Here is a 25,224-nt window from a genome sequence, read left to right on the forward strand (position 1 = left end):
TCTTCGTAAGGGATGTATTATTGCAAAATCCAAACCTATTATATACTCTAAAGGCCATGTGGATTTAGGCTTGATTCGTTTTCTTAAAATAAATTATTTCCTAACTAATCAACGTAATTCACCTGAACACGTTGAAAAATTAATTAAATAATGAATAAAACACTCGTATTATTAGTAATTGGCATAAGTTTTATCTTTCTACAAGTTGTAAATAGCCAAACCGATCATAATATTTCATTTCTGCAAAAAGTTGGTACTTTGGATAGCATATATTCCGAAAGCCTGAAAGAATACAGGAAAATTTATGTGCAACTTCCTGCAAGCTTTAACGCCAAAGAAAAGGAAAAATACCCCGTAGTTTATATTTTAGATGGCGAAGTGCTACTTCCTACGGTAAACAATGTTCAAGAATTTTATAGTGGTGGTTTTACGCCCGATATGGTACTTATCGGTATTTCAAACGATAAAAACAGAATGCGTGATTTAACAACATCAAAAGTAACAGAGATGTATGGAATGCCATTTGAACAAGAAAACGGAGATGCCGCCAATTTTAGTAATTTTTTAGAGACGGAACTTATTCCTTTCGTTGAAAATAAATATCCTGTAACCAATTTTAGAACCCTAATAGGGCATTCGTATGGGGGTTTATTTACGCTTTTTTCGCTAGTACACCATCCACACTTATTTTCTAATTATATAGCAATCGACCCCAGTCTTGATTGGGATAACCAAAAATTATTTACGGAAGCTCAAAGCATGTTAGCGACTAAAGACTATAAAGGAAAATCTTTATTTATGTCATTAAATGGGCAATTAAACATGCAGGATCCAACTGTTACAATAGCTAATGTTATGCAGGATAGTTCAGATTTTACGCTTTTTCCAAGGTCTAATATTGCCTTTTCAAATATCGTAAAGCAAAACAAACAAAATGGATTGGCTTTGGAATGGAAGTTTTATCCAAGGGATCTGCATGGCACAATAGCTTTCCCGTCTATAATGGATGGCTTAATTTCCGTTTTTCGATGGTACCAGATGGAGAATACCTCTAAATTTAATTCACCCGAAACTTCAAAGAAGGAATTATCTGAAATAATAAAATACCGCGCAAAAAAACTAAAAACTTATTTTAAATACTCTGTGCCACCATATCCTGAAGATTTATTGAATATGCTCGGAAATATGAGCTTAGATATGGAACAACCGGAAAAGGCGAAAATGTTCTTTGATTTCGATATTGAATTTTACCCCAATAGTCCCAATGCTTATGATTCTATGGCAGATTATTATGAAAGAACTGATGATTATAAAAATGCTTTAAAATTTGTGACCAAAGCGTATGAAATAAGTGGGGATAATTATTATAAAGAAAGAATGGAAGCATTAAAGAAAAAATAAAAGACACAATCAAAAGTTATATTTTAATAAGGTTTAGTTTTTAAAAGAAACAAGAAATGAAAATTATTATCCAATTACCTATACTGTTTGTAGCACTCCTTTTTAATACGGGTATATGTAATGCACAAGACAATTCATTAACAAAAGAGTATAAGAAAGAGGTTATTCAAAACATCACCCAATTAATGAATGATTTTTATGTGTTTCCTGAAGTTGCAAAGTTAACTGAAACGCATCTAAAAGCTCAATTGTTAAATGGATATTTTGATCAGTTTGAAAATAATGAAACTTTTGCAATAGCCTTGACTAATTCAGTACAGACCATTAATAAGGACAAGCACATGCGTATTTGGTCTAACCAAGCTAGCAACGATTCGGGAAAGTCTAAGGAAAGAACAATTGATGAATATGTTATTGGAATAGACAGATCCAGAGCGGCAAATGCAGGGTTCAATACGGTTAAAATCTTGGAAGGTAATGTTGGTTATCTAGACTTAAGGGGTTTTGCCGGAATGGAAACTGGAAAGGACATTGCAGATGCTTTTATGAAATTAATGTCAAGAACAGATGCAATCATCATTGATCTAAGCAAAAACGGGGGAGGAAGTCCCAACATGGTTCAGTACCTATGCAGTTATTTTTTTAATCAGAAATTGCTTTTAAATAGCCTTTATTGGAGAGAAGGAAACAGTACACAAGAATTTTGGACATTAGATGAAGTTGGAGGACGTAGAATGCACGATGTTCCTTTATTCATTATTACAAGTGAAAGAACTTTCTCGGCAGCCGAAGAATTTTCATATAACATGCAAACTCAAAAGAGGGCAACTTTAGTAGGACAAACCACTGGGGGAGGTGCTAATCCCGGACGTAGTATGAGAATCAATGCTAATTTGAATGTTTTTATTCCAATGGGAAAAGCAATTAACCCAATTACTAAAACCAATTGGGAAGGCGTAGGGGTAATCCCTGAAATAGAAACAACTGTTGAAGGTGCCTATGATAAAACACTTGACTTGGCCCAGAAAGCAGCAGAATCTTATCGGGCTAATAGAAATAAAACATATAGCCAGTTGTTTATGGATTTAAATAATAAGCTTGACCATTTTACAGTTGGAAAATCAGACGACATAATTCTTGAAAGTTTAAAAAAATGTAAAGAAGCCAATTTGTTTGACGAAGGAGACGTCAATAATCTAGGGTATGAATATTTATTGACCCACAAAAAAACAAAAATAGCTGAATCGATTTTAAAAGCAAATACTATCCTTTATCCGAATTCAGCAAATGCGTTTGATAGTTATGGTGAATCATTAATGATAAATGGTGATTTAGAAGCTTCTCTTAAAAACTATCAAAGAGCAGTTGATATTGCTGCTTCAACTGCGGATAAAGATCTCGAATTTTATCAGAAAAATTTAGAAAGTATAAAACAAAAATTCAAGTAAAAATAATTTTCTTCGAAATAGTAAGTGTCTAAATGGCTGGCATTCATTATGAAAATGGAACTATCTAAAAATAAAAATTCTCTATCTTGTAATATTTCTTAAAACCTGTCACTAACTAAATAGAGACAATAAATAAGCAATCATATAAACTTTTAGAAAATGGAAAACACAAAGAAATTAATTCAGGTCCTAACAAGAATTCAAATACTAAGTAGTATAGTTTAGGCCATTTTGCTCCTAGTTTGCTACAAAGTATTGGGCATAACTCAGAAATTGATTTTGGAGGAAGAAAATGCTTAACATTTAAGAACCCTATAGACTTATAGAGAAACCCAAGTAATGAAAAAAATAAAGATTATAGTATATGTTTTATCAATCATCTTGATTGGTTCGTGTCAAAGTAATACAACTGACAAAACAAAATCCTCTTGAAAACAAATAGAAAACCCTCATAATGATTTTTTTGTGGTGAGGGAATGTTGATAATCCCCTAAAGTGTTTTATTAGTAATCATACTATGTGTATTTAGTGTTTTTTTCAAGAAGCAACTCATATTGTTCAAGATCCCATGAATATTTTAATAACAGAACTAAAGCTATCACTCTCACTAGAAATGGAAATTGGCAACAGTTAATTCCTATTACAGAAAGCCTCACCCAACAATATCAGAAAGATGGAGATATTTTCTATTTATTAAAACTTGCATATTATGAAACCGAGCAATTTGAACAAAGAACTGAAATTGGACTCGATTAAATCGCTTTATTTTAAAAGGATAGATTTGATTTTGAATGGAATTTAAAAGAGCAGATAAAAAAACTAAAGAATGTAAATTGAAAAAACAGGAAATGAGTAAAAATGAGTTAACCAATTACGTTCTAATTTCCAAACGCGAACTTTTCAACCACACATTTTAACCAACTTTGCTGTAAATAAAGGAAAATCAAGCCTGTTATTGATAGAATATATCTCTTAGACAAAATGGCCCAAGCTCATAAATATGTTGAGAAAGGCATAAGAAAATGTGGTTATTACTATTTAGCTAGGCTCTAGATTATCCCAATTCTTAAGTTGATTAGTTAAGAAAACTTACTATCATCAAACCTTAAATCATCAATCAAAAAACGAACAATCTATGTTTTTCAAATCAAAAGAAGGAAAAGAAAAAATCATAACCCTTTACAATCATAAGTTAAAAGAGCTGAATATTGAATATTCAGAAAAATTGGTAGAAACAAAGTTTGGTGTCACTAATGTTATTACTACTGGAGATGCTCAAAACCCTCCTTTAGTACTGATTCACGGAACAGGAGGTTGTGCACCACAAATTTTAGACTCTTTCCCCAATCTAGCCTCTAAATATTGTGTCTATGCAATAGATGTGTTAGCACAACCGAATAAAAGTGCTGAAAATAGATTAGACATGAAATCTTTAGATTATGGTAAATGGCTTATTGAAATGATCATAAAACTAAGACTAAAAAATGTAACCTTAGTTGGTTTTTCTTTTGGGGGTTTCATTAGCTTAAAAGCACTAGAGTTTAATGAAACACCAATTAGGCATGTTTTTTTAATCGCCCCAGTCTATATAGTAAATGGTAATCCACTTGTAGGTTTATTCAAAATGTTCATGCCATTAAAAAAGTTTATCAATACAAATAACCAAAAGCACATTAAAAAAGTAATGGGTGTCCTCCTTTCTGAATACGATGATTTTGCGTTAACCTATATGTCAAATACATTTAAGCACTGCAACATGGATTTCTCACCACTACCTGTAATTACTAAAGATTCAGCTAAAAATATAAAAACACCAATCAGCATTTTCGCAGCTGAAAAAGATATCCTTTTTCCTGGTAAAAAAATGATAAAACGAGCAAAAAATATTTTTCCTTCTTTAGAAGTAGTTGATTTATTGGAAGGATCTAAACATGTACCAAATACAAACAATTTTAGAACAATTGAAGATAAAATAATCAATAAGACAAGAATTTAGGTGAAAAATATGATGGTAATAAAACAGTAAGTAATAGTAACGATTTTAATGTTGCAATTTGGATTTAATGAATCTGATGAAAAATAACCAGTATTATATATACTAGATTGTCAATGTTTATTTTACTATGGAGGCAGTTTAGCTCAATCATTTAAGCAATTTAATTTGAGTTCTGCTATTATAGTAGTAGGAATATTAGATTAATATTCTGATCGTTTTACGCATTTTAGTTCTGGATTTAATGCGTTTCTAAATTCTATTGAAACCGAAGTTATATGAAAGTTATAAAAATATGAAAGCCACGAAAAGAATCAAACAAACCTTAACTAGGATTCAAATAATTAGTAGTACAATATGGGCAATTTTAATAATTGTATGTCATCAAATTTTAGGTGATTCATTTAAAGATATAAGCCTCATCCTTATCTGTGGATTCTTTATTGAATTTTTGCTTATTAGTTCGGAAAAGAATGGTTTGAAGCGTAAAGAAAATGACAAGTTATAATAATAATCATTAGTTCCAATATTTAAAACGATATGGTACATCTGATAGTTGGAAATACAGGCTCTGGAAAAACAACCTATGCAATGGAATTGAGAAGAAAAACCCACGGAATTATCTTTTCAATCGACAAGTGGAATAAAACACTATTTCTTGCCGACAAGAAACCGGATGACGGCTTGGAATGGTTTCTTGAAAGAATTGATAGAGCAGAAGTAATGATTATGGACTTAGTTCACCAATTGGAAAACAGAAAAACAGATTCTATTCTGGACTTGGGTTTATCAAAATTTGAGCACAGGGAAAAATTTAGAAAATTTGCTAAATCCAATAGATTTCAGCTGAAAACTCATTTTTTGGATATTTCAAAAGAAACTCGGTTCGAAAGAATAATGAAACGTAATAAGGAAAAAGGGGCTACTTTTGAATTTGAGGTAACCAAAGAAAATTTTGAATTTATGGAGCGTTGGTTTGAAAAACCCAGCGAAGAAGAGATGGTTGGAGGAATAGTTATTAGTGGCTGAAGGAGCAGGGAAACCTAGAAATGGGATAACAGATTATTGAATTTTAAAAAGAAATTTCTGTAATTTCATTTCTCTTTTTTTTAGTGCAAAATGATTACTGTAAAGAATTGTTTAATGATAAAAACCTATTCGCTTACGCAATGTAATTATGTAACATTTTTAGACAGTAAGCGTCTTAATTAGAATATCAAACTAATTACAACACCTCATAATCAATCATTTACTTCCTAAACAATAAATATAAAATTCAAGTATTAAATTTAAATATTAAAAAAACAAGAATGCGCATACATACTTACGCAATTCTATTGTTGCTATTAAGCATATTTCCCTTAAAACTTCTCGCTCAAAATAACGCGCAGTCAAGCGTTGTTGATCAAATTAACCTTGGGGTTAAATACTTATCCGAAAAAGAATACATTAAGTCTATTGAAGAATTAATTGAGGCAAAGGAAATTGCCCTTCGGAATGAATGGTATGCACAAGCCTTTAATGCTACCATAAATATTGGTACTAATTATTTTTTAATGTTGGACTATGGAGAGGCTTTTCGGTATTATTTAAAAGCGTATGAAATTGCTATTAAACATCTTGGTAAGAGCCAGGAAATGGCTGTTGTTAATAATATAGGAATTTTATATGTTGAGGAAAAAGACCTTCCTAAAGCTAAAGAATCTTTTTTTAAGGCCTATGAAATTGCTAAAGACCTTGATGACAATGAGATTATTGGGACCTATGGAATCAATCTTGCGTTGGTATTAAATAAAATGGGGGAATTAGACCAAGCAGAGAAATATATCGAAGAGGCATTACCCATATTAAAAATCAGGTCCAACGTACTTTTATTGGCAAAAATAGCAAAAGCAGAAAATCTATTTTTGAGAGAACAATATGTACAGGCCGAAAGACTAGCTTTAGATATTTTACCGCAAATAAATAATCTATCCCTTATAAATGAAGGAGCTACGGTTAATGATAAAATTACGCTGTTACTATTGATATCCAAAATCTACGAAAAGCAAAAGCAGTTTAAAAAAGCCCAGAAATACGTTTTAATGGCCCGTGCAGCACAATTGAACATTGAGGAGCGTATTGAGTCTTACGGAAGCCTGGCAGATCTTTACGGTGAAACAAATGAATTTCACAAAGCAATGGCCTATAAAGATTCTGTTCTCTTAGCTACAGACTCACTATATGCTATTAAGAATATGGCCTTGTTTAAGAGTGAAAAAGTAAAGTTCCAAATCCAGAATTACCAAAACGAACTTTTGGAAAGTAAAAAATTATTAAAACAGGAAAAACAGTTTTTTTATACTTTGATGTTTAGTGTAATACTCATTATGGGTTTTTTACTTTGGATTTACAAAAACAATTCCCTTAAACACAAACAGCGAAAAAGGATTGTTGAACTGGAATTGGCAAAAGAAAAAAGCGATCACTTGTTAATTGAAGAAAAGCATCGTGAAAAAGTTGCCATGGAATTGTTGGAAAAAGAACGCCTTAAAAACGAACTGGATATAAAAAACAGAGAATTGACAGCGAAAGCCATGTATTTGGCAAGTAGAAATGAACTTATTGAAGAGGTGGTTCAATCGTTGTCCATAAACACCCAAATTACAACCAATACCCCCTTAAAAAATCAAGTAAACGATTTAAAAAAGCACTTAAAAAAAGATACGCAATGGGATAGCTTTTTTGTGCATTTTGAAGAGTTAAACCAAGGCTTCCTGGATAGACTAAGATCGCAACACCCCAAACTAACACCTAATGACATTCGTTTTTTAACGTTCCTCTATATGAATTTAAGTAATAAGGAAATAGCATCGCTACTAAACATTACTCCAGAATCCTGCCGAAAGCGGAAGGAGCGTATCTCAAAAAAAATGAATGTCCCAGAAGGCCTTCCGCTTCACGCATATCTTTCGGCTATTTAGGGCATTGTCACACATTTAAACACTACATGTCACAAAATGTCCGCCTCCTTTTTTGGACAAAAATCTAGCTTGTTTCTATTTTTATCGAATAAATAGTATCTATTGAGTTGAAAAAGGGTGTGTGATTTTCACACTTTCTTTTTTACTCTAATTAAAAAAAATAACTAATTCTAAAATTTAACTAATGACAAAAATTAACATTACTAAGAGTATTTTTATTCTTTTTTGCCTATTTGGTATCACAACAGCAAAAGCCCAATTTACCCAAACAGCTAAAGTTGTGAGCACAAACAGAGAAAGTCGGGCTGAGTATGGTACTTCTGTTGCTATTACTGAAAACTTTGCTGTTGTAGGCGCTTCAAGAGAAACTATAGCATCTGGTGCTGCATATATCTATAGTAAAGACAGCCAAGGGAATTGGATGAATTCGCAAAGATTGGCAGCTGATGATCCAAACCAAGGAGCAGAATTTGGTGGCGGTGTAAAAATTACAGAAGATTACCTAGTTGTAGCTGCGGGTAGAGCAGACGTAGGTGGTACTCAAAGAGCTGGTGCTTTGTACGTTTACGATTATCAAAATAATAACTGGGAGTTCGGCACAAAACTGGTAGCTTCCGATATGAGTAATGATGCAAAACTAGGTATGAACCCTACCTCTTTAGATGCTGAAGGGAATACAATTGTTGTAGGGGCTCCAGGTGAAAATGGATGGGTCGGTTCGGTATATGTTTTTACTAAAGTAGCTGGAAATTGGTCAGAAGCTCAAAAAATTCTTAGTCCTACAGCCCCGGCATCCGATACTTTTGGAATAGGTGTTTCTATATCTGGGGATTATTTGGTAATTGGAGCTAATGAAGTAGATGGAAGAAAAGGAGCTGCATATGTTTATTTGAAAAATAGTAATGGAACTTGGGAGTATAATCAAACCCTTATGGCATCAGATGCCGCTAATGACAATTTCTTTGGCACCTCAGTGAGTCTATCTGGCGATCAATTAGTAGTAGGAGCTTATGGATCAAATTTGGAGCAAGGTGCGGCCTATGTATTTGAAAAAGACAGTCAAGGGGCATGGGTAGAGGTACAAAAGCTAAATGGAAACGCCTCTACAGAAGGCACTCAATATGGTTGGAGTACAGATATTCAGAGAGATTATATTGTTGTAAGTGCGCCACATATTTTTGGACTTGAAGCAGGAGAAGTTTACTTCTATAAAAGAGAGAGTTCAGGAACATGGGTAGAGGACCAGGTAATACAAGGTTCTGATACCGTAGCGGAAGACTTTTATGGTTGGAGTGTTGCAATGCATGAAAATCAATTGATATCAGGAGCTCCATGGGAAGATCATGATGAAAATGGAGGAAATGAGATTGACCGTGCAGGATCAGCCTATATTTTTATGAACCCTTCTCTATTGGGCGTAACAGATAACGATGTTCTTGAAAATAACATTGCAATCTATCCCAATCCAGTTAAGGATAATTTTAATATTGAAAGTCTATCTAAAACTATTTCCAACCTAAAAGTTTATTCAATAACCGGTACGCTTTTACGGGAAATGAAAAATGTAAACGCAAACACCCTTGGATTGAATATTTCAAACTACACAAATGGTGTTTATTTCGTAAATCTCACACTTGATGATGGTTCTACCGTAGTAAAGAAAATTATTAAACACTAATCAAGGGTATTAGCAACCCATAAAATTATTTGAATGAAAAATACAGTTTTAGTACTTGTTATGCTGTTCAGCATAACAAGCTGGCAGACTACTGCCCAATTTTTAGAAAGTTTTGATACGGAAATCCCACGTGAATGGACGGTTATTGATAACGACGCACAAGGAGCATCTTGGCAATATCATGCTGGAGATGGCTATCGTGGAGCTGGAGGAGTCCGGATTAATTTTGAAACAGCTGCACATGATGACTATTTAATTTCTCCCCAGTTTACAGTAAACATAGGAGTTTCTGATTTAGTTTCATTTTACGCTGGAGGAACGGGGCCAACCTTTCCAGAATCATTTGAGGTTAAATTATCCACTACAGGTACAAACCCTTCCGATTTTACGGTTTTATTGGGCTCAGAAACTACAATTTCCGATGTGGATGATTTGGGAGATTATATAAACTATACATATAATTTGACTGCTTATAATGGACAGCCTGTCTACATTGCTATTGTAGCAACGTCTACTGCAGCATTTCAACTTTATGTAGATGAATTTTCAGTAGAAGCATTACCAAGGTGCCCAAAACCTTCTAATATAAATTTTGAAAACTTAACCGCGACCTCTTTAGATCTTAACTGGTCAGCAGGTAATACTGAAACGGAATGGATTGTTAAATATGGTTTGCAAGGATTCGATCCAGAAACAGAAGGAAGTTTAATGAATGTTCTAGGGACTCCAAATAATACCATAACCGATTTACAACCTGGGACTGTTCAGGATATCTATGTGAAAGCTGTATGTGGTAGTGGAAACGGAGAAAGCGAATTTGCTGGTCCATTAAGATTTATAACACCTTGCTTGACTGCAACAATCCCCTTTTTCGAAGGATTTGAAAATGGTTATACCCACAACAACAGTCTCGATGGTTGTTGGACTCAGGAATTAGTGATGAATTCGTATTGGATAGCCAACAACACCTTCATAGACCACGATAGAGCTCCACGCACTGGCGATTGGGATATATTTTTAGCCTATGGTAGCGAAGCTTGGATGTTTTATCCAATAGAAGTTCAAGCTGGTATAAACTATACCCTTACCTTTTACGCTAGACAGAGCAATACGGAAGGAGCGAATATTGCTGTAAGCTATGGAATTTCAGACAGTTCTAGAGATATGATCCATGAAATAATCCCCACCACCGAAATAACTAATGGAGATTACCAAGAAGTAAGCGGTACATTTACTCCTGCTACAACAGGAGTGTTTTATATTGGTATTCAAGGACATGTAAATACTGGTTTTTTTCCTTTTTTTATGACCTTGGACGACATTTCAATTACCGAAACACAGGCTTGTGTAAAACCAACAAATTTACAGATAAATGCTACTACAGCTACCACAGCTGATATTAGCTGGTCACCCAGTGGAACCGAAACAGATTGGTTGGTAAAATATGGTGAACCTGGTTTTAATCCAGAAACAGAAGGAGATTCTGCACAAGTTAGAGATAATCCAAACGTTTCTATAACCAATCTTATCCCTGCCCATATTTATAGTGTATATGTTCAAGCCCAATGTGGTGGCTCAGATGGTAATAGCTTTTTTACAGGACCTATAACTCTTAAAACCAATCCTATAAATGATTATCTTTGTGATGCCACACACTTAATTGTAGACGAACCTTGCAGCGGCAGTACTTTCACGAACGTAGGGGGTACTTTAGAAAATAATGAACCGCAAGGTTCTTGTTTTGATGCTCCAGGAGATCAAACAGTATGGTTTAGTTTTGAAGCTCCCTTAAGTGGCAACGTTACCGTAACTACAGATTTTGAGGGAGGTACTTTAGAAGATACCGAAGTAGCAGTGTATGAAGCTCCAACAGATTGTAGTAGTATGTCTACCTTAGGTATGGAAGTGGGTTGCGATGAAGATGGCGGCAATACCGGAACTGGATTTTTATCTGTTGTTACTTTGACTAATCTAGCCCCAGGTGATACGTATTATGTTCAAGTAAATGGATTCATCAGTTTTAATGATGGAACAATGGAAGGAACTTTCTGTATTGAGGTTCAAGATAACGGAATATCCTGTCCGGTACCAACCGATATTACATTTGATAATATTACTGTCTCAACCGCAGATGTAAGTTGGACAGTTGGTGACAGAGAGAATGAATGGGAAATTGTATATGGAGATCCTGGTTTTGATCCCGATGCTGGAGGAACTTCTGTTATTGATAACGATGGTTTTTTGGGTGAAACTCTTGTAAATTTAAATCCTGACACAACCTATGATGTATATGTTCGCGCTTTGTGCGGTGCGAATGATATGAGTGAATTTAGCCAAGTGGCTTCATTTACAACCCTATTAGCACCTCCTATTAATGATAATGTTTGCAACGCAATACATTTAATAGTTGATGAAGTTTGTGCAGGAAACACTTATACAAATATAGCAGCAACGGTTGAGCGTGATGAACCTGAGGGCAGTTGCTTTCTCCAGTTGCCTACCAATACGGTCTGGTTTACTTTTGAAGCACCTACTAGTGGAAATGTAACAGTAACCACAAATATTACACCCAGTAATTTGATAGATTCACAAATGGCGGTTTATGAAGCACCTATAGATTGTGCTGATTTAACTACCATGGGCGTTGAAATTGGCTGTAATGACGATATAGATTTTGGTAACAACGAATTGTTATCTGCTGTTGTATTAACAGCGCTTACGGCCGGTGAAACGTATTATGTGCAAATTAATGGAAACTCAGGGAATGAAGGAGATTTCTGCATTGAAGTTCGTGATGACGGCATAGCTTGTCCAGACCCCACTGGTATTACAGTGACTAATGTTACTTCTAATACAGCTGATGTGAGCTGGACAGCCGGTGGTATTGAAACCGAATGGGAAATAAAATATGGTGCGCCAGGTTTTGATCCCAATACTACTGGCCTGAGTGTTATAGATAATGATGGCCTTCTTGGTGAAACTTTGATTGGTCTGGATAGCAACACCACTTACGATCTGTATGTTCGTGCTGTGTGCGGTATAGATACCGAAAGCGATTTCGTTGGACCTGAATCCTTTAGTACGTTGGAATTGGGTGTAGTAACTGAAAACTTCAGCAAATTCATTTTCTATCCGAATCCTGTAAAAAATCAAATCACTTTAAAGGCTGATTTGCCTATTGAAAGAGTGTTAATCTATAATCTTTTGGGTCAAAATATTATGGAACTAAAAGAAAATACACCGCAAATGCAATTGAATACTAGCATGCTGCAGCAAGGCGTGTATTTTATGAAAGTAGCGATTAATGGAGATGAACGGATCTTTAGAATCTTGAAAGAATAAGCTTAAAAAAGTTTTCGAATCTTCTATAGATTTAGTAGAGAGGATGAAGGTTCGTTATTTGACAAGCGATTAAGTACATAGATTCCCCATTTAATTTAATAAACCCTGGCCTTCTGGCTGGGGTTTTTCAGTTGTCTGTTTTCAGTTGTCAGTTGTCGATTTTCTGTTGTCTTTTTTCGGTTATCTGTTTTCGGTTGTCTGTTGTCGGTTATCTGTTTTCGGTTGTCTGTTGTCGGTTGTCTGTTTAACGGGTTCGACTGCCCCTCGACTTCGCTCAGGACACGCTGCTCACCCTGACATTGGAACTCTGCTCAGAGAGATCCTTCTTTAAGGTTTAATACACAGTCAGGAGTTATTTAAACTAGGTTTATTACATATTTAGTTGTAAAGTTTATTCTATTTAGTATTCTCTCAAATTAAAAAACTTACTTTTATAATAAACGTAAAAACTCTTTTTTAATAGCTTTACTGACTCTTTCTGGAATTCCCAAATTTGTGGTAATAACTTCCCATTCATCTATTACAGCTTGAACCTCATTAATAATGCCTTTGGGGTTTTTTATGGCATGTGTTTCAGCAATGGTCATTATATCTGCCAAGGTAATGTTGTTTCGTTTATTGTTTATAGACAATGCTCTGGCAATATTTGTGTAATTGAGATTGATGTTTAAAGGATATGTTAGGTCATAAGCCGGAGCCAATGTCCAGGAGTCTGTATTTTTATTATATATAAAACTGTGGTTTTTTAAGTGATCGTCAATATTAGCAAATACGATATTAAACACCATTCTTTTAAACAGCTCTTGAATGTCCTTATAGGGCACTTTAAGATCCAAGGCCAATTTAAAGACGTTTTCATAACTAGCATTTTCAGGTTTTTTAAAATCCCATCCCGTTAGGCCAGAAGTTGTTAAAACGTGTTGTTTCTCTCCATTTTGTCTATCATAACGCAGGGTGGCGAAATGCTTGTTTTCTATCAATTTTGAAGGCATCATTTGGATTCCAGCCTTTTGTGCCATCAAATAGTAGGCGTATTCTATTTTTTCTTTATTGTACTCTTTTTCATCTTCCTCATTGAGACAGAGTTTTACCAAATAATGATTATAATCATTGCTATATTCCATATCGCCAGGGATAATATCACCAGTTTTTTTATTTTCTGAAATTAGGATTTTAGGTCTGGCTCCTCCAGCTGAGGTTCCAATTTTAAAAATGTTCAACAGGGCAAGATCACTCAATTCTTTTCCTGCTGTTTCATTTTTTAAATCTAACACTTTATTTAATACTTGGACTATTTCGGTGATATCTATGGTTGTTGATTTTGGTATTTCAGCCACAGGACGATACTCTAAAGCTCCCATTCCTCTATTAGAAACATAGGTTAATTGCTCTAAAGGGGTGATTTTTTGAAACTCTTTATTTTTAGCTTCGAACCATTCCTTGAAAATAATATTACCAAACATATCAGGTAGGGAGTCGGCAATCATAGGAGGGAGGCCCCGAAACGTTTCGCCTTCAAAATTTGTGAAGAGTTGAACTGGTTTTATACGTTTGAAGATATATGGAAAAACATTTGTGTATTGATTGGACTCCAAGAAGTCTGGATTGTACTGAAAATAGGAAGTCCTTTTGTCTACAATATAACCTATTTTGCCTATTTCCAGCCCAAACAAAATAACTTCTATGAGATTATTTTTAGCCATTTTTAATATAATGAGTTTATATCATTAGTGTTTTCCAAGTCTTTTAATGCTTGATATAATTTTTCTAATAAATTAAAATGATTGGCAATTTTAAGTACTGTATCTAGGGTTGCATTTTTGCCATTTTCAAATTTCTGAATGGTATAGCGTGAGAGCCCCAGTTCTTGGGCAAGATATTCCTGGGATATTTTGTATCTTTGTCTTTGCTGTTTACAAAGCTCACCGAGCTGTACTTTTACTTCCCAAATTGTAACTGCGTCAATCATTATATGGTTTATTATAGTACACAAATATAATTAAAAACAAATAAATGTGTATTATAATAAACACTTTACTTTATTATTAATGTATTAAGCTTTGGCAAAAGATGAAATGTTAGCCAAAACTTAATATTATTGGGGTACAAAATTGGCAGATACTATTTTATAAACTAACCTGTTTTATTTTTCGATAATTCTTGTTTTTGTAATAGACTCCTAAGATTACCAATATCATCACTAATTCTTTTTTCAAGAACCCTAGCATAAACCTGTGTAGTGGATAACTTGGAGTGGCCCAGATGTTTTGAGACGGTTTCGATAGGCACCCCATTGCTTAGTGTAACTGTGGTGGCGAATGTATGCCGGGTACAATGAAAAGAAAGGTTTTTGTTTATTTTTAATTGTACCATAATCTCTTTTAAATAGGAATTGAGCTTTTGATTTGAAAAAACTGGTAAGAGTCGATCTTGTGATTTCATTTCATTTTTATACTTTTCAATAATCTGTCCAGCTATACTTAGGATTGGAATTTTACTGTTTGATCGGTTTTTTGGCGAGAGGTGTAGATCCAATCGTTTCCGTCTATACCTTTCCCGATATTGGCTTTCTTTAGGTTTTTTACATCGATATAGGATAGACCTATATAACAGGAGAAAATGAATATATCTCTAGTTCTGTTTAAATGATTTCTTTCCGAATGGAATTTTAAAATTTTCTCTATTTCAAGCTGAGTTAAGAAATAGCGCTCCGTTTTGATGAATTTTAGGGAGAATTTTGCGAATGGGTCGCGCTCAATCCATTCTAATCTCAACGCTAGATTAAGGAGTTTTTTTAATCTTTCCAGATGCTTCATAACGCCATTATTGGTCAAGGGTCTTGATTGTAACTGAGCCACATTTCTTCTTAGGAAATTTTCAAAATCAATGATAAAGGCATAGTTGAGGTATTCCAGATAAATGTCTTCAGCATTACGTTCGATCTGGAGGAATCTCTTTATATATGTTTCGGTAGTGAAGTAGTTTTTTAAAGCCCCATGTTTTAATACGGATTTCATATTTAAGTTATGATACGCGCTCAACTGGAGTAATGTTTTATTAATATCATCTTCGCCAAGATAACGAGCCTTAACCGATAGGGGTGTGATTAGTTTTTTTTCTTTTAGAAGCTCACGATAGGCTTCATTGATATCAACGTAAACTTGGTCTAAATACTTATTGATTTGGAAAGCTTCAATACTTGAGCCTTTTAATCTTGATTTTGTTTCATCCCACAGGGTAGTGGTAAATTTTCGTTTTAGGCTGAAGAGGGTTCTTTTGCCATTTGTAGTTATTCGAACATACAAAGGTGATTTTCCTTTGGATTCTTTTTCGAATCTCGGTAAGAACATTACCGAAAAGGTAACCGAATTTCTCATGATATTTCCGTTTTCAAGTTGAACAAATGTTTGAAAACGAAGGTCAAATCAGGGCTGCCGCATTTTTAGGTTTTAAAAAGAAGGGTAACCGATTAGGTATCATTTATAATGATTTTATATCAAAATTAAGCATTTTCTCTTATGGCCTAAAAAAGATAAAACCCTGTAAATCATAGGATTTACAGGGTTTTGGTGTCAAATGGTTTTGACTTGGTCGGGATGACAAGATTTGAACTTGCGACCCCACGCCCCCCAGACGTGTACGCTACCAGGCTGCGCTACATCCCGATTAAAATTGTGAAATCCATTTATTCAAAAGTAGTGAATGGAAATTTGAACGGCAAAAATAATCAAATTATAGGTTTGGGCAAGAGCAATTTTAAAGAATGCTCCAATATTTTTAGCAGATATATTTTTTTGATGTTACTATAGTAATCACACCGCAACCATACGTTTAGCATTATGGAACAATGAATTTAAAGAAATTAATTTACCAATTATAAAACTTCATAACTTTTAGAATGGCATTCCTTTTAAAGTTGTTATTTTTGCAATTCGAAAAAACTATTGAAGATTATATCATGAGTGAAACTATTGAAAGAATAAAATGCCTTATCATTGGCTCAGGTCCAGCAGGATATACCGCCGCAATTTATGCTGCTAGGGCAGATTTAAAACCTGTTGTGTACACGGGAATGGAACCTGGCGGACAATTAACAACTACTACCGAAGTTGATAATTTTCCTGGATATCCCAACGGAATTGATGGTCCAACCATGATGATAGAGCTGCAACAACAAGCCGAACGTTTTGGAACGCAAGTTCGTATAGGTATGGTAACAAACGTTGAATTTAGTGAAGTAGTGGGTGGTATTCATAAAGTTACCGTAGATAATACCACAAAATTGGAAGCCGAGACCATCATTATTTCAACTGGCGCCACTGCTAAATATTTAGGTATTCCCAGTGAGCAAAAATTACGGGGGGGCGGGGTTTCTGCCTGTGCAGTTTGTGACGGTTTTTTCTATAAGGGACAAGATGTGGCAATTGTTGGAGCAGGGGATACTGCTGCTGAAGAAGCTACCTATCTTTCAAATATTTGTAATAAAGTTACCATGCTTGTTCGCAAAGATTATATGCGCGCTTCAAAAGCGATGCAACATCGCGTAAACAATACACCTAATTTAGAGGTTCTTTACAATACTGAAGTTGATGAGGTTCTAGGCGATATGGTGGTTGAAGGCCTTAGAATGGTGAACAATCAAACTGGAGAAAAAAAGGAAATAGCCATAACCGGCCTATTTATTGCCATTGGCCATAAACCCAATACCGAAATTTTTAAAGGACAATTGGAAATGGACGATACTGGTTATATTATTACCAAGGGTAAATCTACCAAAACAAATAAGCCTGGCGTGTTCGCCAGCGGTGATGTTCAGGATAAAGAATATCGCCAAGCGGTAACCGCTGCAGGTACAGGATGTATGGCAGCCCTAGATGCTGAACGCTATCTAGCTACAATAGAGTCTGAAGTTACTGCCTAACAAGTTTTAAACAATAAAATAGCCGCTTTAATAGCGGCTATTTTGTTTTATATGCGTCTTAGATTACAATTTTGTAAAGGTTAATAATTCTATTTCGCCGTCGCCACCACTTATATCGGAAAGCTCTACTTTTATATTACTTACCGAAATAATATCCCAATCGTCGTTAATTTCATCAAATGGGGTGGTTTGGCCAAATTGAAGTACTAACTCCTCACTACTGCTGGAAGAATTATCATACACCCAAGTTCCATTTTCGGTAAAAAGATCGTTTTTTGCAACTACTGTTCCATCTTCATTAAATGTGAATTTAAAGCTTTCGAAGGCCATTGTGTTGTCTTCTTCACCGTCAATCAATTTGCTTATCATCCATTCCCCTTGAGGTAATGTTGTTTTAATTTCTTCAAATTCAGTTGAAATTGCATTCCCCGAATCATCATCAGAACTGCAGGATGCAAAAACCACTAATGCTAATAATACTACTAATTTTTTCATAATAATTTTTTATTTTTTTTGTCTGCCTTAAAGTTGAAATATTAAAAAAGAAAACCTCTTAAAATTTTTGTAAATAACATAAGGCCTAACAGAGTTTTAGCAAACTGTTAAGCCTTTTTAGCATTTCGGGAAGTATTTTCAATACATAGAAGTGTCGATAGCTTTACATTTTATTCACACTCCCCGAGCTGCTTTTATTTGAATTTACAGATATTGGATTGCCAAAATAATTTATTTCGCCACCGCTGCTTGCACTGGTTTCCAATTTTTCTTGCACATTAACTGTTACTTCCGCACCACTTGAAGCTTCGGCAATACAGTTTACTACCAACAGTTTTTTTGCATTCAGTTCGCTTCCGCTCGATGCATCTGCATTTAAGGAGGTAGCTTTTCCAGAAACTTCTAAGTCTGAACCACTACTGGTTTTAACCATTAAGTTCTGGGTAAAAACCTCAGCATTTAACGAGGCCCCGCTACTGCTCCTAAGGGTTAAATTCTGACTTTTTACAACGGAATTCGCCTTTACTTCGGCGCCGCTACTAGCTTCAATATTGTTTAGTTCTGTATAGGTTACATGTATTTTCTTCGACTTTGAACGGCCAATATTTTCAGAAGTTTTAACGTGTAGTTTTCCATCATTAATTTCGGTTTCAATTAGTGGTAATAGATTTTCGTCTGCTTCTACCACAATTTTGTTTTCACTCCCTTGGGTAAGGTAAACTTCTAAACCTGCGCTTCCGCGAACTTCGGTAAAATCTGCCGTTACCTGGCGCTCTTCGGTAACTACATTTCCGTTGCCATTTTCTCCAATAGTAAAATTACAGGCGCTCAGTAAAAGTGCTGCACCCATTGCCGTTATAAACCTGATAGTTTTCATAAATTTTGGTTTTTGGTTATTTATTTCTTTTTAAATTTCCGAAGGGTCAAAATTCAAATGTTTATTTTTAAAAATCTGCATTTACTTCATCTTCCCATGTATTTTCCTTAATGGTTACGATGCTATCTGTAACTATGGAATCGGTACTAATTTCAATAGAGTCCGGTTTTTCTGTCGCTTCTCTTATTTGTTCACAATCCAAACATTCCACTTTGTTTTTTAAAATTCTGAAGTAATGCGCCTGATTGTCCCAATTGCTCAATTCTTTAAAATTTGAATTGTAATTGTAATACGAAGTGGTGTTTTCTTCAGAATAAATTACAGTTCCAACAGGTACATATACCGTTATTTTTATTTGCTGATCGCGATATTTATTTGAAGTATCTGTAACAAAAAATCCGTCGAGCATTAAATTATTATTCTCGTAGGAATAGTTGTGTTGTATTGCTTCTGCACGTTTTTTAGCATCTAAATTGGTATTGCCCTCCGCAACCTTTTCAATAACAATCTTGCCGATGGAATCTTTGGTAGATTTTACTGAAAGTGAAATATCTGTTGAGTAAATAACTCGTTTGTCTTGAGTGGTGTATTTTAACTCCAAACCGCTTTCTCGGTGTACGTTATAGCTAAATTGCTTATCTGCCCGCATATTTATGTGCAAGGTATCTCCGGTGCGAATAGCAAGAGACTGCTCTTGAATAAAATTACCGTCATAGGCTTGTTCTGTAGCCTGCTTTACACCCAAAACAGCTAATCCAATAACCGATAATGCCCAAACCACGATGAGCAATATTTTTACGGTGGAACTCATTGATTTTAAATTGCTGATTAAAAGTTTTAATCCTAAAATGAACAATACAAAAAATGGAATGCCAATTGCAAACAATGAAAGCAGCGCTATTAACCACATTGGTACGTTGGTTGTATCTACCAAGGCAATGTATTCCGTCAATTCTGAGTTTCCCCAAAAATCAATTGAGCCAAAGGTGAAAAAGCCAACCACCAAGCTAATAATTGTAAAGAGAGAAACGATAATTATTAACACGCCAATAAACTTCACGAATATTTTAAAGAGCGTCATTATTACGTTTCCCAAACCGTCAAAAAAACCCGAAGCACCGGTTTTTATACTATTGCCGTATTTGTCGTAATCTACATTTTTTACACGGTCTGCAACATTATCAAATCCTTCTTTGAATTTTCTTTCTATGTTTGAAATATTAACAGGTTGCCCCGTCATTTTTAGTTTCTCTGAAGTTGTAAGTGCTGGGGGCACCAGTATCCAGAGAAGTATATACACTACGATTGGAGAGCCCATTCCGGCAACAACTAAGAGCACCCACAAGAGTCTAATCCAAATTGCGTCTATACCTATGTAGTGTCCGATTCCCGATGAAACTCCGGAGATATACTTATTGTCCAAATCGCGGAAGAGTTGTTTGTGCGATGCGTTGGCCCGCGATTTTGCATGGGTTTGCGATGAATGAGGAACGTCTTCAAAAATTTCATTGTCTACTTCGTAATCTTCGGGTTGGCCCATTACTGCAATTATTTCATCGAGCATTTTCAGTGAAACAACTTGCGTTGGACTTTCAATTTTTTCGGAAAACAACTCGCCTATACGGGCTTCAATGTCCTGCATTATTTCTTCGCTTCCGTCAGCGCCTTTAAGCGATTTTCGGATTGCGTCTAAATAGCGGGAAAGTTTTCCAAAGGCATCTTCATCTATATGAAAGAAAGTGCCTGCCAAATTTATGTTTACTGTCTTGTTCATTTTGTATTTTTTTCGCTGGTTACAATGGTTACGGCCTGTTGCAATTCGTTCCAGGTGTCGTTTAATTCGGTTAAAAATAATTTGCCTTTTTCAGTGAGGTCATAATACTTGCGTGGTGGTCCGCCGGTAGATTCTTCCCAACGGTAAGATAGCAAGCCCGCGTTTTTCAGCCTTGTGAGCAGCGGGTAGATCGTGCCTTCCACTACAAGCATTTTTGCGTCTTTTAGGGTTTCAAGAATGTCTGAAGTGTAAGCCTCGCCGTCTTTTAAAACGGAAAGAATACAGAACTCCAAAACCCCTTTTCGCATTTGCGCTTTTGTGTTTTCGATTTTCATTTGTTTCTAATTAATTTTTGTGACTTAAGTTCGTTATTGATGATAAATGAATAAGGAAGTACGCTCGCGGTTGTTTCGCATTGTTGATGAGTCATTGCGCTTACAGTTTCCTGTTCCGTGGGCATGCTAGCACCTATAAATTGTAAAATGGCAGCCAATAAGTAACTAATTAATGTGCTCATTTTTAAATTGTGTTTTTATGGTTGGTTTTAATAAAAGGTATGCAAAGTGGGTATTGATACAACTGTCCGCGCGATGCGAAAATAGATGCAGTAATTACCGCGTAAAGCTCAAATACAAATAGAGTAAAAAACAGCAAAATGGCAATTCCGAACAGCAGAAGATAACCGCTTATGTTTTTAATATTGTTAATTGTAAATTCACCTCCATTGCGATCTATATTTTCAATAAGCATAATAATGTCAGTTGCGAATATGATAACGAACGGCAAACATATTAATGCAATAAGTAAGGTATATACCATTGTGCTGAGCTGAAAGTTGATAGCCTGTTTGCCGTGTTCATCAACAAATACTTTGTCCTTGTTAAAAGTCCAAATAAGTAAAGGAGCGATATAATTCGCAAAAGGGAAAAAGTATTTTAAAAAGGTTGACAAGTGAATAAATGCACCTGTATTTTTCTGATTTTCTGTTATTGTAGTTTCCATTGCTTAATATATTCTTATGCAAATATATGTCTAAAAGACAGTAGTGTGTTACGCATAGTACTATAATTAACATAAATTTAACAAATAGGAAGATAGCTATTAATTGAATATCTTCGTAGCATACTACGTATCTATGAAACTGAGTCCAAGGAAAATCAATACATTTCTACTGTTTAAATTGCCGTCTGCATACCTTACCGGCGTGCGGGTAAAAACTATTTCGGAAACGGAATGCATAAGCACCGTAAAACACCGATGGATTAATCAAAATCCGTTTAATTCTATGTTTTGGGCGGTGCAGGGAATGGCTGCCGAACTGAGTACTGGAGCTCTGGTAATGGCTAAAATTAAAGAAAGCAACACAAGTATTTCTATGCTTGTTGCGAACAATAACGCAAGCTTTTTGAAAAAAGCTCGTGGAAGAATAGAATTTAAATGTTCGGATGGAATGTTGTTAGATAAAGCAATTAAAAAAACAATCGCTACCGGAGAAGGACAAACTATTTGGATGGAGTCTGAAGGGGTAGATTCATCCGGTGATGTAGTTTCTAGATTTAAATTTGAATGGACTTTAAAAAAGCGATAATTTTAAAGCTATTATACATAAGGGGTTACGGCAAAATATCCTTAATTAACAAACTTTTAACACCTCCGAAAGGCTGTTAAAACGTGTTTAATTCGCTAATATTGGTTATATTTAAATCGTATTAAACTAAAAATCTTCGCCTATTGTAAAAAGCTACTTCACCTTTAACTAATTAAATCTTAAATAGCTATGGCAAGAGCAATGTTTGATTACACCAAAGCTGTACTTGCAAAAGTAAGTTTTGATGTTAATCTATTCTGCAAAGAATTAAAAAAAGCATTAACCAGATTGCTTCCCTATGAAATAGAAGAACTTAAACTCTGGGTAGATTCTCTTATTAAACAGAATCCACAATTAAATCAATGTCTAATATTATTAAACACATAAAGAAAGCCCTCTGAGAAATCAGAGGGTTTTTTTAGTTAAGATGTTATTACAATTCCTAATTATTTACTTTTTGTAGGGCTTATTATCTTTACATCCTGAAATGCAATTGCACCTCGAATAATACCTGATATGGAATCGTAAAGCGCATTTATTATCTGCATTTTTAATTCGCTTTTACTGTAAATCAAGCTTACTTCACGTGCGGGGGAGGGGTCTTTAAAATACTTAAGATTTTTTCTATATGCGGCATCAACGTCCAACGTGTGTAAATACGGAAGTAGTGTCATTCCCAAGCCTTCATTGGCCAACTTTACCAAAGTTTCAAAACTTCCGCTTTCCAGTTGAAATTTTTCGTTAGTAATATTTTTGGACGCCTTACATAGGTTTATTATTCCATCGCGAAAGCAGTGACCATCTTCCAATAACAAAATATCGTCAATATCTAAATCGTCCATTTCCAATTTGTCTTTGGCTGCCAAACGATGCGTTTCTGGAATGTAACCTACAAATGGCTCGTAATACAAAGGTCTTTCTTTAATTTTTTCCTGTTCAAGCGGGGTTGCCGCAATGGCGGCATCTAGATAACCTTCGCTAATTTTTACAATTATTTCGTCTGTATTTAATTCTTCAATTTTCAGTTGTACTTTGGGGTAACGATCTGCAAAATTTTTTAAAAACATGGGCAGTAGTGTAGGCATTACTGTAGGTATTATACCTAATTTAAAAGTACCACCGATAAATCCTTTTTCTTGATCTACCACGTCCTGCATCCGTTCAGACTCATTGACTATATTACGGGCTTGCTCCACAATTTTTTCACCAACACTTGTAAGTTCAATGGGCTTTTTACTCCGATCGAATATTAGTATTTCCAATTCCTCTTCCAGCTTTTGAATTTGCATGCTTAGCGTGGGCTGCGTCACAAAGGTTTTTTCGGCTGCCTTCGTAAAATTTTGATGCTCGGCAACAGCCAAAACATATTTAAGTTGGGTAATCGTCATTGTAAATTATATTTATGCAAAAATAGTCAAATAATCAATATAATCTATAGGGTGATTTAAAGTAACCCCCTCGCTTTTATTTCTAAATACTTATTGATAGTATTAACCGTAAGATCTTCCGGTGCCGTTAAAATTGTTTGAATACCACGCTTTTGCAGTTCGCGGACCATAACTTTTTTGTCAAATTCAAACTGTTGGGCGATTGTTTGGTCTACAATTTCTGAAATGTTTTTGGCTTCTGAATTACTTAAACTTTTTAACTCGGTGTTTTCAAAAAACACAACTACCAAAACATGCTTTTGTGCAATGGCTAACAAATAGGGTAGTTGTCTTTGAAGTGCTGATATATGCTCAAAATTTGTATAAAGCATCAGCAAACTTCTATGTGTAATTCTTCGCTTTACCAATGCTTGCAAAACGCCATAATCTGCATCTAAATACTTTGTGTCTATATTGTATAATGCTTCCAGAATACTGTTTAAGTAAGTTTTTTTTGCCTGTGCTGGCAAAAAGTGGCCTGCTGTATTCGAAAAACTTGCCAGTCCAACTTTGTCGTTTTTCTTTAATGCGATGTTCGAAAAAGCAAGGGAACTGTTTAATGCGTAATCTAATAATTTTAGTCCGTTAAAAGGCATTTTCATAACACGGCTCGTGTCTATAATTGAATAAATTGGCTGCATTTTTTCGTCCTGATATTGGTTTACCATCAGTTGTGCACGTTTTCCTGTTGCTTTCCAATTAACGGTACGTACGTCGTCTCCTGCTACATATTCCTTAATTTGCTCAAATTCCATGGTATGTCCAATCCGCCTAATTTTCTTTAAACCAATGTGCGAAAGTCGATTATCGATAGCCAGAAAGTCGAATTTTTTCATTTGAATAAACGAAGGATACACTTTTACCATTTGTTCTTTATTAAACGTATATCGTTTCCGCACCAAACCAATTGAGGAGGACACAAAGCAATTTAAATTTCCGAAGGTGTATTCACCGCGTTCAACGGGACGAACGTAGTATTGAAATGTATTTTTGCTTTTGCCGTTGATGGAAATAATTTTGAAAAAATCTCTTTTTTGGAATTGTACGGGCAATTCGTCAACAATTCCCACGGTTATTTTAAATGGATACTGATTAGTTAAAAGTACAGATACAACATTGGTGTCGCTATTTGAAAATTTCTCGGGTAAAATACGTTGGCCTTCCAATTTACTTTTGGTGAAAACCATTATAATTTCCAATAAAATAAAAATTAAAAAAAATAGAACTAAAATCCATACAACGCCAAATAACCACTGCCACCAATACGAAAATAGAAACAGCACAGCTAGCGCAGCCATTGTATAAAAAAAGCGCGGC

Annotated in this window: 22 protein-coding genes and 1 tRNA gene; 10 read left to right on the forward strand and 13 right to left on the reverse strand. The window is 34.9% G+C overall.

The features are described from left to right. Positions 1–150: 150 nt before the first annotated feature. From VZD24_RS01420 to VZD24_RS01450, 7 genes are all read left to right on the forward strand, one after another. A complete protein-coding gene (locus VZD24_RS01420) occupies positions 151–1,401 on the forward strand; it encodes an alpha/beta hydrolase-fold protein (RefSeq protein WP_342686532.1) in 1,251 nt (416 codons plus the stop codon). A gap of 56 nt (positions 1,402–1,457) precedes the next feature. Then, the gene (locus tag VZD24_RS01425; RefSeq protein WP_342686531.1) at positions 1,458–2,849 is read left to right on the forward strand and encodes a S41 family peptidase; all 1,392 of its coding nucleotides are present in this window, start codon (positions 1,458–1,460) and stop codon (positions 2,847–2,849) included. Between the two features lie 1,135 nt (positions 2,850–3,984). Beyond that, positions 3,985–4,845, forward strand: a complete 861-nt coding sequence (locus tag VZD24_RS01430; RefSeq protein ID WP_342686530.1) for an alpha/beta fold hydrolase — start codon at positions 3,985–3,987, stop codon at positions 4,843–4,845. A gap of 537 nt (positions 4,846–5,382) precedes the next feature. Next, positions 5,383–5,871 carry a P-loop nucleotide/nucleoside kinase family protein gene (locus VZD24_RS01435; RefSeq protein ID WP_342686529.1) on the forward strand — a complete coding sequence of 163 codons (489 nt, stop codon included), beginning with the start codon at positions 5,383–5,385 and terminating at the stop codon, positions 5,869–5,871. A 281-nt stretch (positions 5,872–6,152) separates the two neighbouring features. Then, positions 6,153–7,805, forward strand: a complete 1,653-nt coding sequence (locus VZD24_RS01440) for a tetratricopeptide repeat protein (RefSeq protein ID WP_342686528.1) — start codon at positions 6,153–6,155, stop codon at positions 7,803–7,805. A 184-nt stretch (positions 7,806–7,989) separates the two neighbouring features. Continuing rightward, positions 7,990–9,483: a T9SS type A sorting domain-containing protein gene (locus tag VZD24_RS01445; protein WP_342686527.1), complete on the forward strand. Its 1,494-nt coding sequence runs from the start codon at positions 7,990–7,992 to the stop codon at positions 9,481–9,483. A 33-nt stretch (positions 9,484–9,516) separates the two neighbouring features. Next, positions 9,517–12,825: a fibronectin type III domain-containing protein gene (locus tag VZD24_RS01450; RefSeq protein WP_342686526.1), complete on the forward strand. Its 3,309-nt coding sequence runs from the start codon at positions 9,517–9,519 to the stop codon at positions 12,823–12,825. 431 nt (positions 12,826–13,256) lie between these two features. Here the strand turns inward: VZD24_RS01450 and VZD24_RS01455 are convergent, their stop codons facing one another. The 5 genes from VZD24_RS01455 to VZD24_RS01475 form a co-directional block, all read right to left on the reverse strand. Continuing rightward, positions 13,257–14,528 (reverse strand): type II toxin-antitoxin system HipA family toxin, encoded by a 1,272-nt coding sequence (locus VZD24_RS01455; RefSeq protein ID WP_342686525.1) that lies wholly within the window; start codon positions 14,526–14,528, stop codon positions 13,257–13,259. 2 nt (positions 14,529–14,530) lie between these two features. Further along, on the reverse strand, positions 14,531–14,794 hold the full coding sequence (locus tag VZD24_RS01460; RefSeq protein WP_279447668.1) for a helix-turn-helix domain-containing protein: 264 nt from the start codon (positions 14,792–14,794) through the stop codon (positions 14,531–14,533). A gap of 164 nt (positions 14,795–14,958) precedes the next feature. Further along, a complete protein-coding gene (locus VZD24_RS01465) occupies positions 14,959–15,360 on the reverse strand; it encodes a site-specific integrase (RefSeq protein WP_373693803.1) in 402 nt (133 codons plus the stop codon). Continuing rightward, positions 15,306–16,202, reverse strand: coding sequence for a site-specific integrase (locus VZD24_RS01470; RefSeq protein ID WP_342686523.1), 897 nt, complete (start codon positions 16,200–16,202; stop codon positions 15,306–15,308). Before VZD24_RS01470 ends, VZD24_RS01465 begins: the two co-directional genes overlap by 55 nt. A gap of 211 nt (positions 16,203–16,413) precedes the next feature. Further along, positions 16,414–16,490: transfer RNA gene (locus tag VZD24_RS01475), tRNA-Pro, on the reverse strand. Between the two features lie 293 nt (positions 16,491–16,783). Between VZD24_RS01475 and trxB the strand changes: the two genes are divergently transcribed. After that, positions 16,784–17,746, forward strand: a complete 963-nt coding sequence (gene trxB, locus VZD24_RS01480; protein ID WP_279447711.1) for a thioredoxin-disulfide reductase — start codon at positions 16,784–16,786, stop codon at positions 17,744–17,746. 63 nt (positions 17,747–17,809) lie between these two features. Here trxB and VZD24_RS01485 read toward each other — a convergent pair whose 3' ends face one another. From VZD24_RS01485 to VZD24_RS01510, 6 genes are all read right to left on the reverse strand, one after another. Further along, entirely contained in the window at positions 17,810–18,241 is a 432-nt protein-coding gene (locus VZD24_RS01485) for a hypothetical protein (RefSeq protein WP_279447712.1), read from the reverse strand. A gap of 163 nt (positions 18,242–18,404) precedes the next feature. Then, the gene (locus VZD24_RS01490; protein WP_342686522.1) at positions 18,405–19,118 is read right to left on the reverse strand and encodes a head GIN domain-containing protein; all 714 of its coding nucleotides are present in this window, start codon (positions 19,116–19,118) and stop codon (positions 18,405–18,407) included. Between the two features lie 67 nt (positions 19,119–19,185). Further along, the gene (locus VZD24_RS01495) at positions 19,186–20,892 is read right to left on the reverse strand and encodes a PspC domain-containing protein (protein ID WP_342686521.1); all 1,707 of its coding nucleotides are present in this window, start codon (positions 20,890–20,892) and stop codon (positions 19,186–19,188) included. After that, positions 20,889–21,227 (reverse strand): PadR family transcriptional regulator, encoded by a 339-nt coding sequence (locus tag VZD24_RS01500; RefSeq protein WP_279447717.1) that lies wholly within the window; start codon positions 21,225–21,227, stop codon positions 20,889–20,891. The genes VZD24_RS01495 and VZD24_RS01500 overlap by 4 nt, the downstream gene beginning before the upstream one ends. Beyond that, positions 21,224–21,409, reverse strand: a complete 186-nt coding sequence (locus VZD24_RS01505; protein WP_279447718.1) for a hypothetical protein — start codon at positions 21,407–21,409, stop codon at positions 21,224–21,226. Before VZD24_RS01505 ends, VZD24_RS01500 begins: the two co-directional genes overlap by 4 nt. A gap of 2 nt (positions 21,410–21,411) precedes the next feature. After that, a complete protein-coding gene (locus tag VZD24_RS01510; RefSeq protein WP_342686520.1) occupies positions 21,412–21,894 on the reverse strand; it encodes a DUF4870 domain-containing protein in 483 nt (160 codons plus the stop codon). A 133-nt stretch (positions 21,895–22,027) separates the two neighbouring features. Here VZD24_RS01510 and VZD24_RS01515 point away from each other — a divergent pair, with 133 nt between their 5' ends. Both VZD24_RS01515 and VZD24_RS01520 read left to right on the forward strand, forming a co-directional pair. After that, positions 22,028–22,480: a DUF4442 domain-containing protein gene (locus VZD24_RS01515; RefSeq protein WP_279447720.1), complete on the forward strand. Its 453-nt coding sequence runs from the start codon at positions 22,028–22,030 to the stop codon at positions 22,478–22,480. 189 nt (positions 22,481–22,669) lie between these two features. Then, positions 22,670–22,867, forward strand: coding sequence for a hypothetical protein (locus VZD24_RS01520; RefSeq protein ID WP_237602101.1), 198 nt, complete (start codon positions 22,670–22,672; stop codon positions 22,865–22,867). A 59-nt stretch (positions 22,868–22,926) separates the two neighbouring features. Here VZD24_RS01520 and VZD24_RS01525 read toward each other — a convergent pair whose 3' ends face one another. Next, positions 22,927–23,868, reverse strand: a complete 942-nt coding sequence (locus VZD24_RS01525) for a LysR family transcriptional regulator (protein WP_342686519.1) — start codon at positions 23,866–23,868, stop codon at positions 22,927–22,929. A gap of 56 nt (positions 23,869–23,924) precedes the next feature. Further along, complete coding sequence (locus VZD24_RS01530; protein ID WP_342689741.1) at positions 23,925–25,205, reverse strand: DUF58 domain-containing protein; 1,281 nt, start codon at positions 25,203–25,205, stop codon at positions 23,925–23,927. Positions 25,206–25,224 lie beyond the last annotated feature (19 nt).

Origin of the sequence: Aequorivita flava (genome assembly GCF_038742595.1) — a bacterium.
GTDB lineage: Bacteria > Bacteroidota > Bacteroidia > Flavobacteriales > Flavobacteriaceae > Aequorivita > Aequorivita marisscotiae.

What these genes read in the sequence shown, in the direction of transcription:
- VZD24_RS01455 (WP_342686525.1), bottom strand. Translation starts at nt 14,528, where the DNA reads ATGGCTAAAAATAATCTCATAGAAGTTATTTTGTTTGGGCTGGAAATA.
- VZD24_RS01445 (WP_342686527.1), top strand. Translation starts at nt 7,990, where the DNA reads ATGACAAAAATTAACATTACTAAGAGTATTTTTATTCTTTTTTGCCTA.
- VZD24_RS01425 (WP_342686531.1), top strand. Translation starts at nt 1,458, where the DNA reads ATGAAAATTATTATCCAATTACCTATACTGTTTGTAGCACTCCTTTTT.
- VZD24_RS01525 (WP_342686519.1), bottom strand. Translation starts at nt 23,868, where the DNA reads ATGACGATTACCCAACTTAAATATGTTTTGGCTGTTGCCGAGCATCAA.
- VZD24_RS01520 (WP_237602101.1), top strand. Translation starts at nt 22,670, where the DNA reads ATGGCAAGAGCAATGTTTGATTACACCAAAGCTGTACTTGCAAAAGTA.
- VZD24_RS01460 (WP_279447668.1), bottom strand. Translation starts at nt 14,794, where the DNA reads ATGATTGACGCAGTTACAATTTGGGAAGTAAAAGTACAGCTCGGTGAG.
- VZD24_RS01495 (WP_342686521.1), bottom strand. Translation starts at nt 20,892, where the DNA reads ATGAACAAGACAGTAAACATAAATTTGGCAGGCACTTTCTTTCATATA.
- VZD24_RS01470 (WP_342686523.1), bottom strand. Translation starts at nt 16,202, where the DNA reads ATGAGAAATTCGGTTACCTTTTCGGTAATGTTCTTACCGAGATTCGAA.
- VZD24_RS01485 (WP_279447712.1), bottom strand. Translation starts at nt 18,241, where the DNA reads ATGAAAAAATTAGTAGTATTATTAGCATTAGTGGTTTTTGCATCCTGC.
- VZD24_RS01530 (WP_342689741.1), bottom strand. Translation starts at nt 25,205, where the DNA reads ATGGCTGCGCTAGCTGTGCTGTTTCTATTTTCGTATTGGTGGCAGTGG.
- VZD24_RS01420 (WP_342686532.1), top strand. Translation starts at nt 151, where the DNA reads ATGAATAAAACACTCGTATTATTAGTAATTGGCATAAGTTTTATCTTT.
- VZD24_RS01430 (WP_342686530.1), top strand. Translation starts at nt 3,985, where the DNA reads ATGTTTTTCAAATCAAAAGAAGGAAAAGAAAAAATCATAACCCTTTAC.
- VZD24_RS01435 (WP_342686529.1), top strand. Translation starts at nt 5,383, where the DNA reads ATGGTACATCTGATAGTTGGAAATACAGGCTCTGGAAAAACAACCTAT.
- VZD24_RS01440 (WP_342686528.1), top strand. Translation starts at nt 6,153, where the DNA reads ATGCGCATACATACTTACGCAATTCTATTGTTGCTATTAAGCATATTT.
- trxB (WP_279447711.1), top strand. Translation starts at nt 16,784, where the DNA reads ATGAGTGAAACTATTGAAAGAATAAAATGCCTTATCATTGGCTCAGGT.
- VZD24_RS01515 (WP_279447720.1), top strand. Translation starts at nt 22,028, where the DNA reads ATGAAACTGAGTCCAAGGAAAATCAATACATTTCTACTGTTTAAATTG.
- VZD24_RS01450 (WP_342686526.1), top strand. Translation starts at nt 9,517, where the DNA reads ATGAAAAATACAGTTTTAGTACTTGTTATGCTGTTCAGCATAACAAGC.
- VZD24_RS01500 (WP_279447717.1), bottom strand. Translation starts at nt 21,227, where the DNA reads ATGAAAATCGAAAACACAAAAGCGCAAATGCGAAAAGGGGTTTTGGAG.
- VZD24_RS01505 (WP_279447718.1), bottom strand. Translation starts at nt 21,409, where the DNA reads ATGAGCACATTAATTAGTTACTTATTGGCTGCCATTTTACAATTTATA.
- VZD24_RS01510 (WP_342686520.1), bottom strand. Translation starts at nt 21,894, where the DNA reads ATGGAAACTACAATAACAGAAAATCAGAAAAATACAGGTGCATTTATT.
- VZD24_RS01490 (WP_342686522.1), bottom strand. Translation starts at nt 19,118, where the DNA reads ATGAAAACTATCAGGTTTATAACGGCAATGGGTGCAGCACTTTTACTG.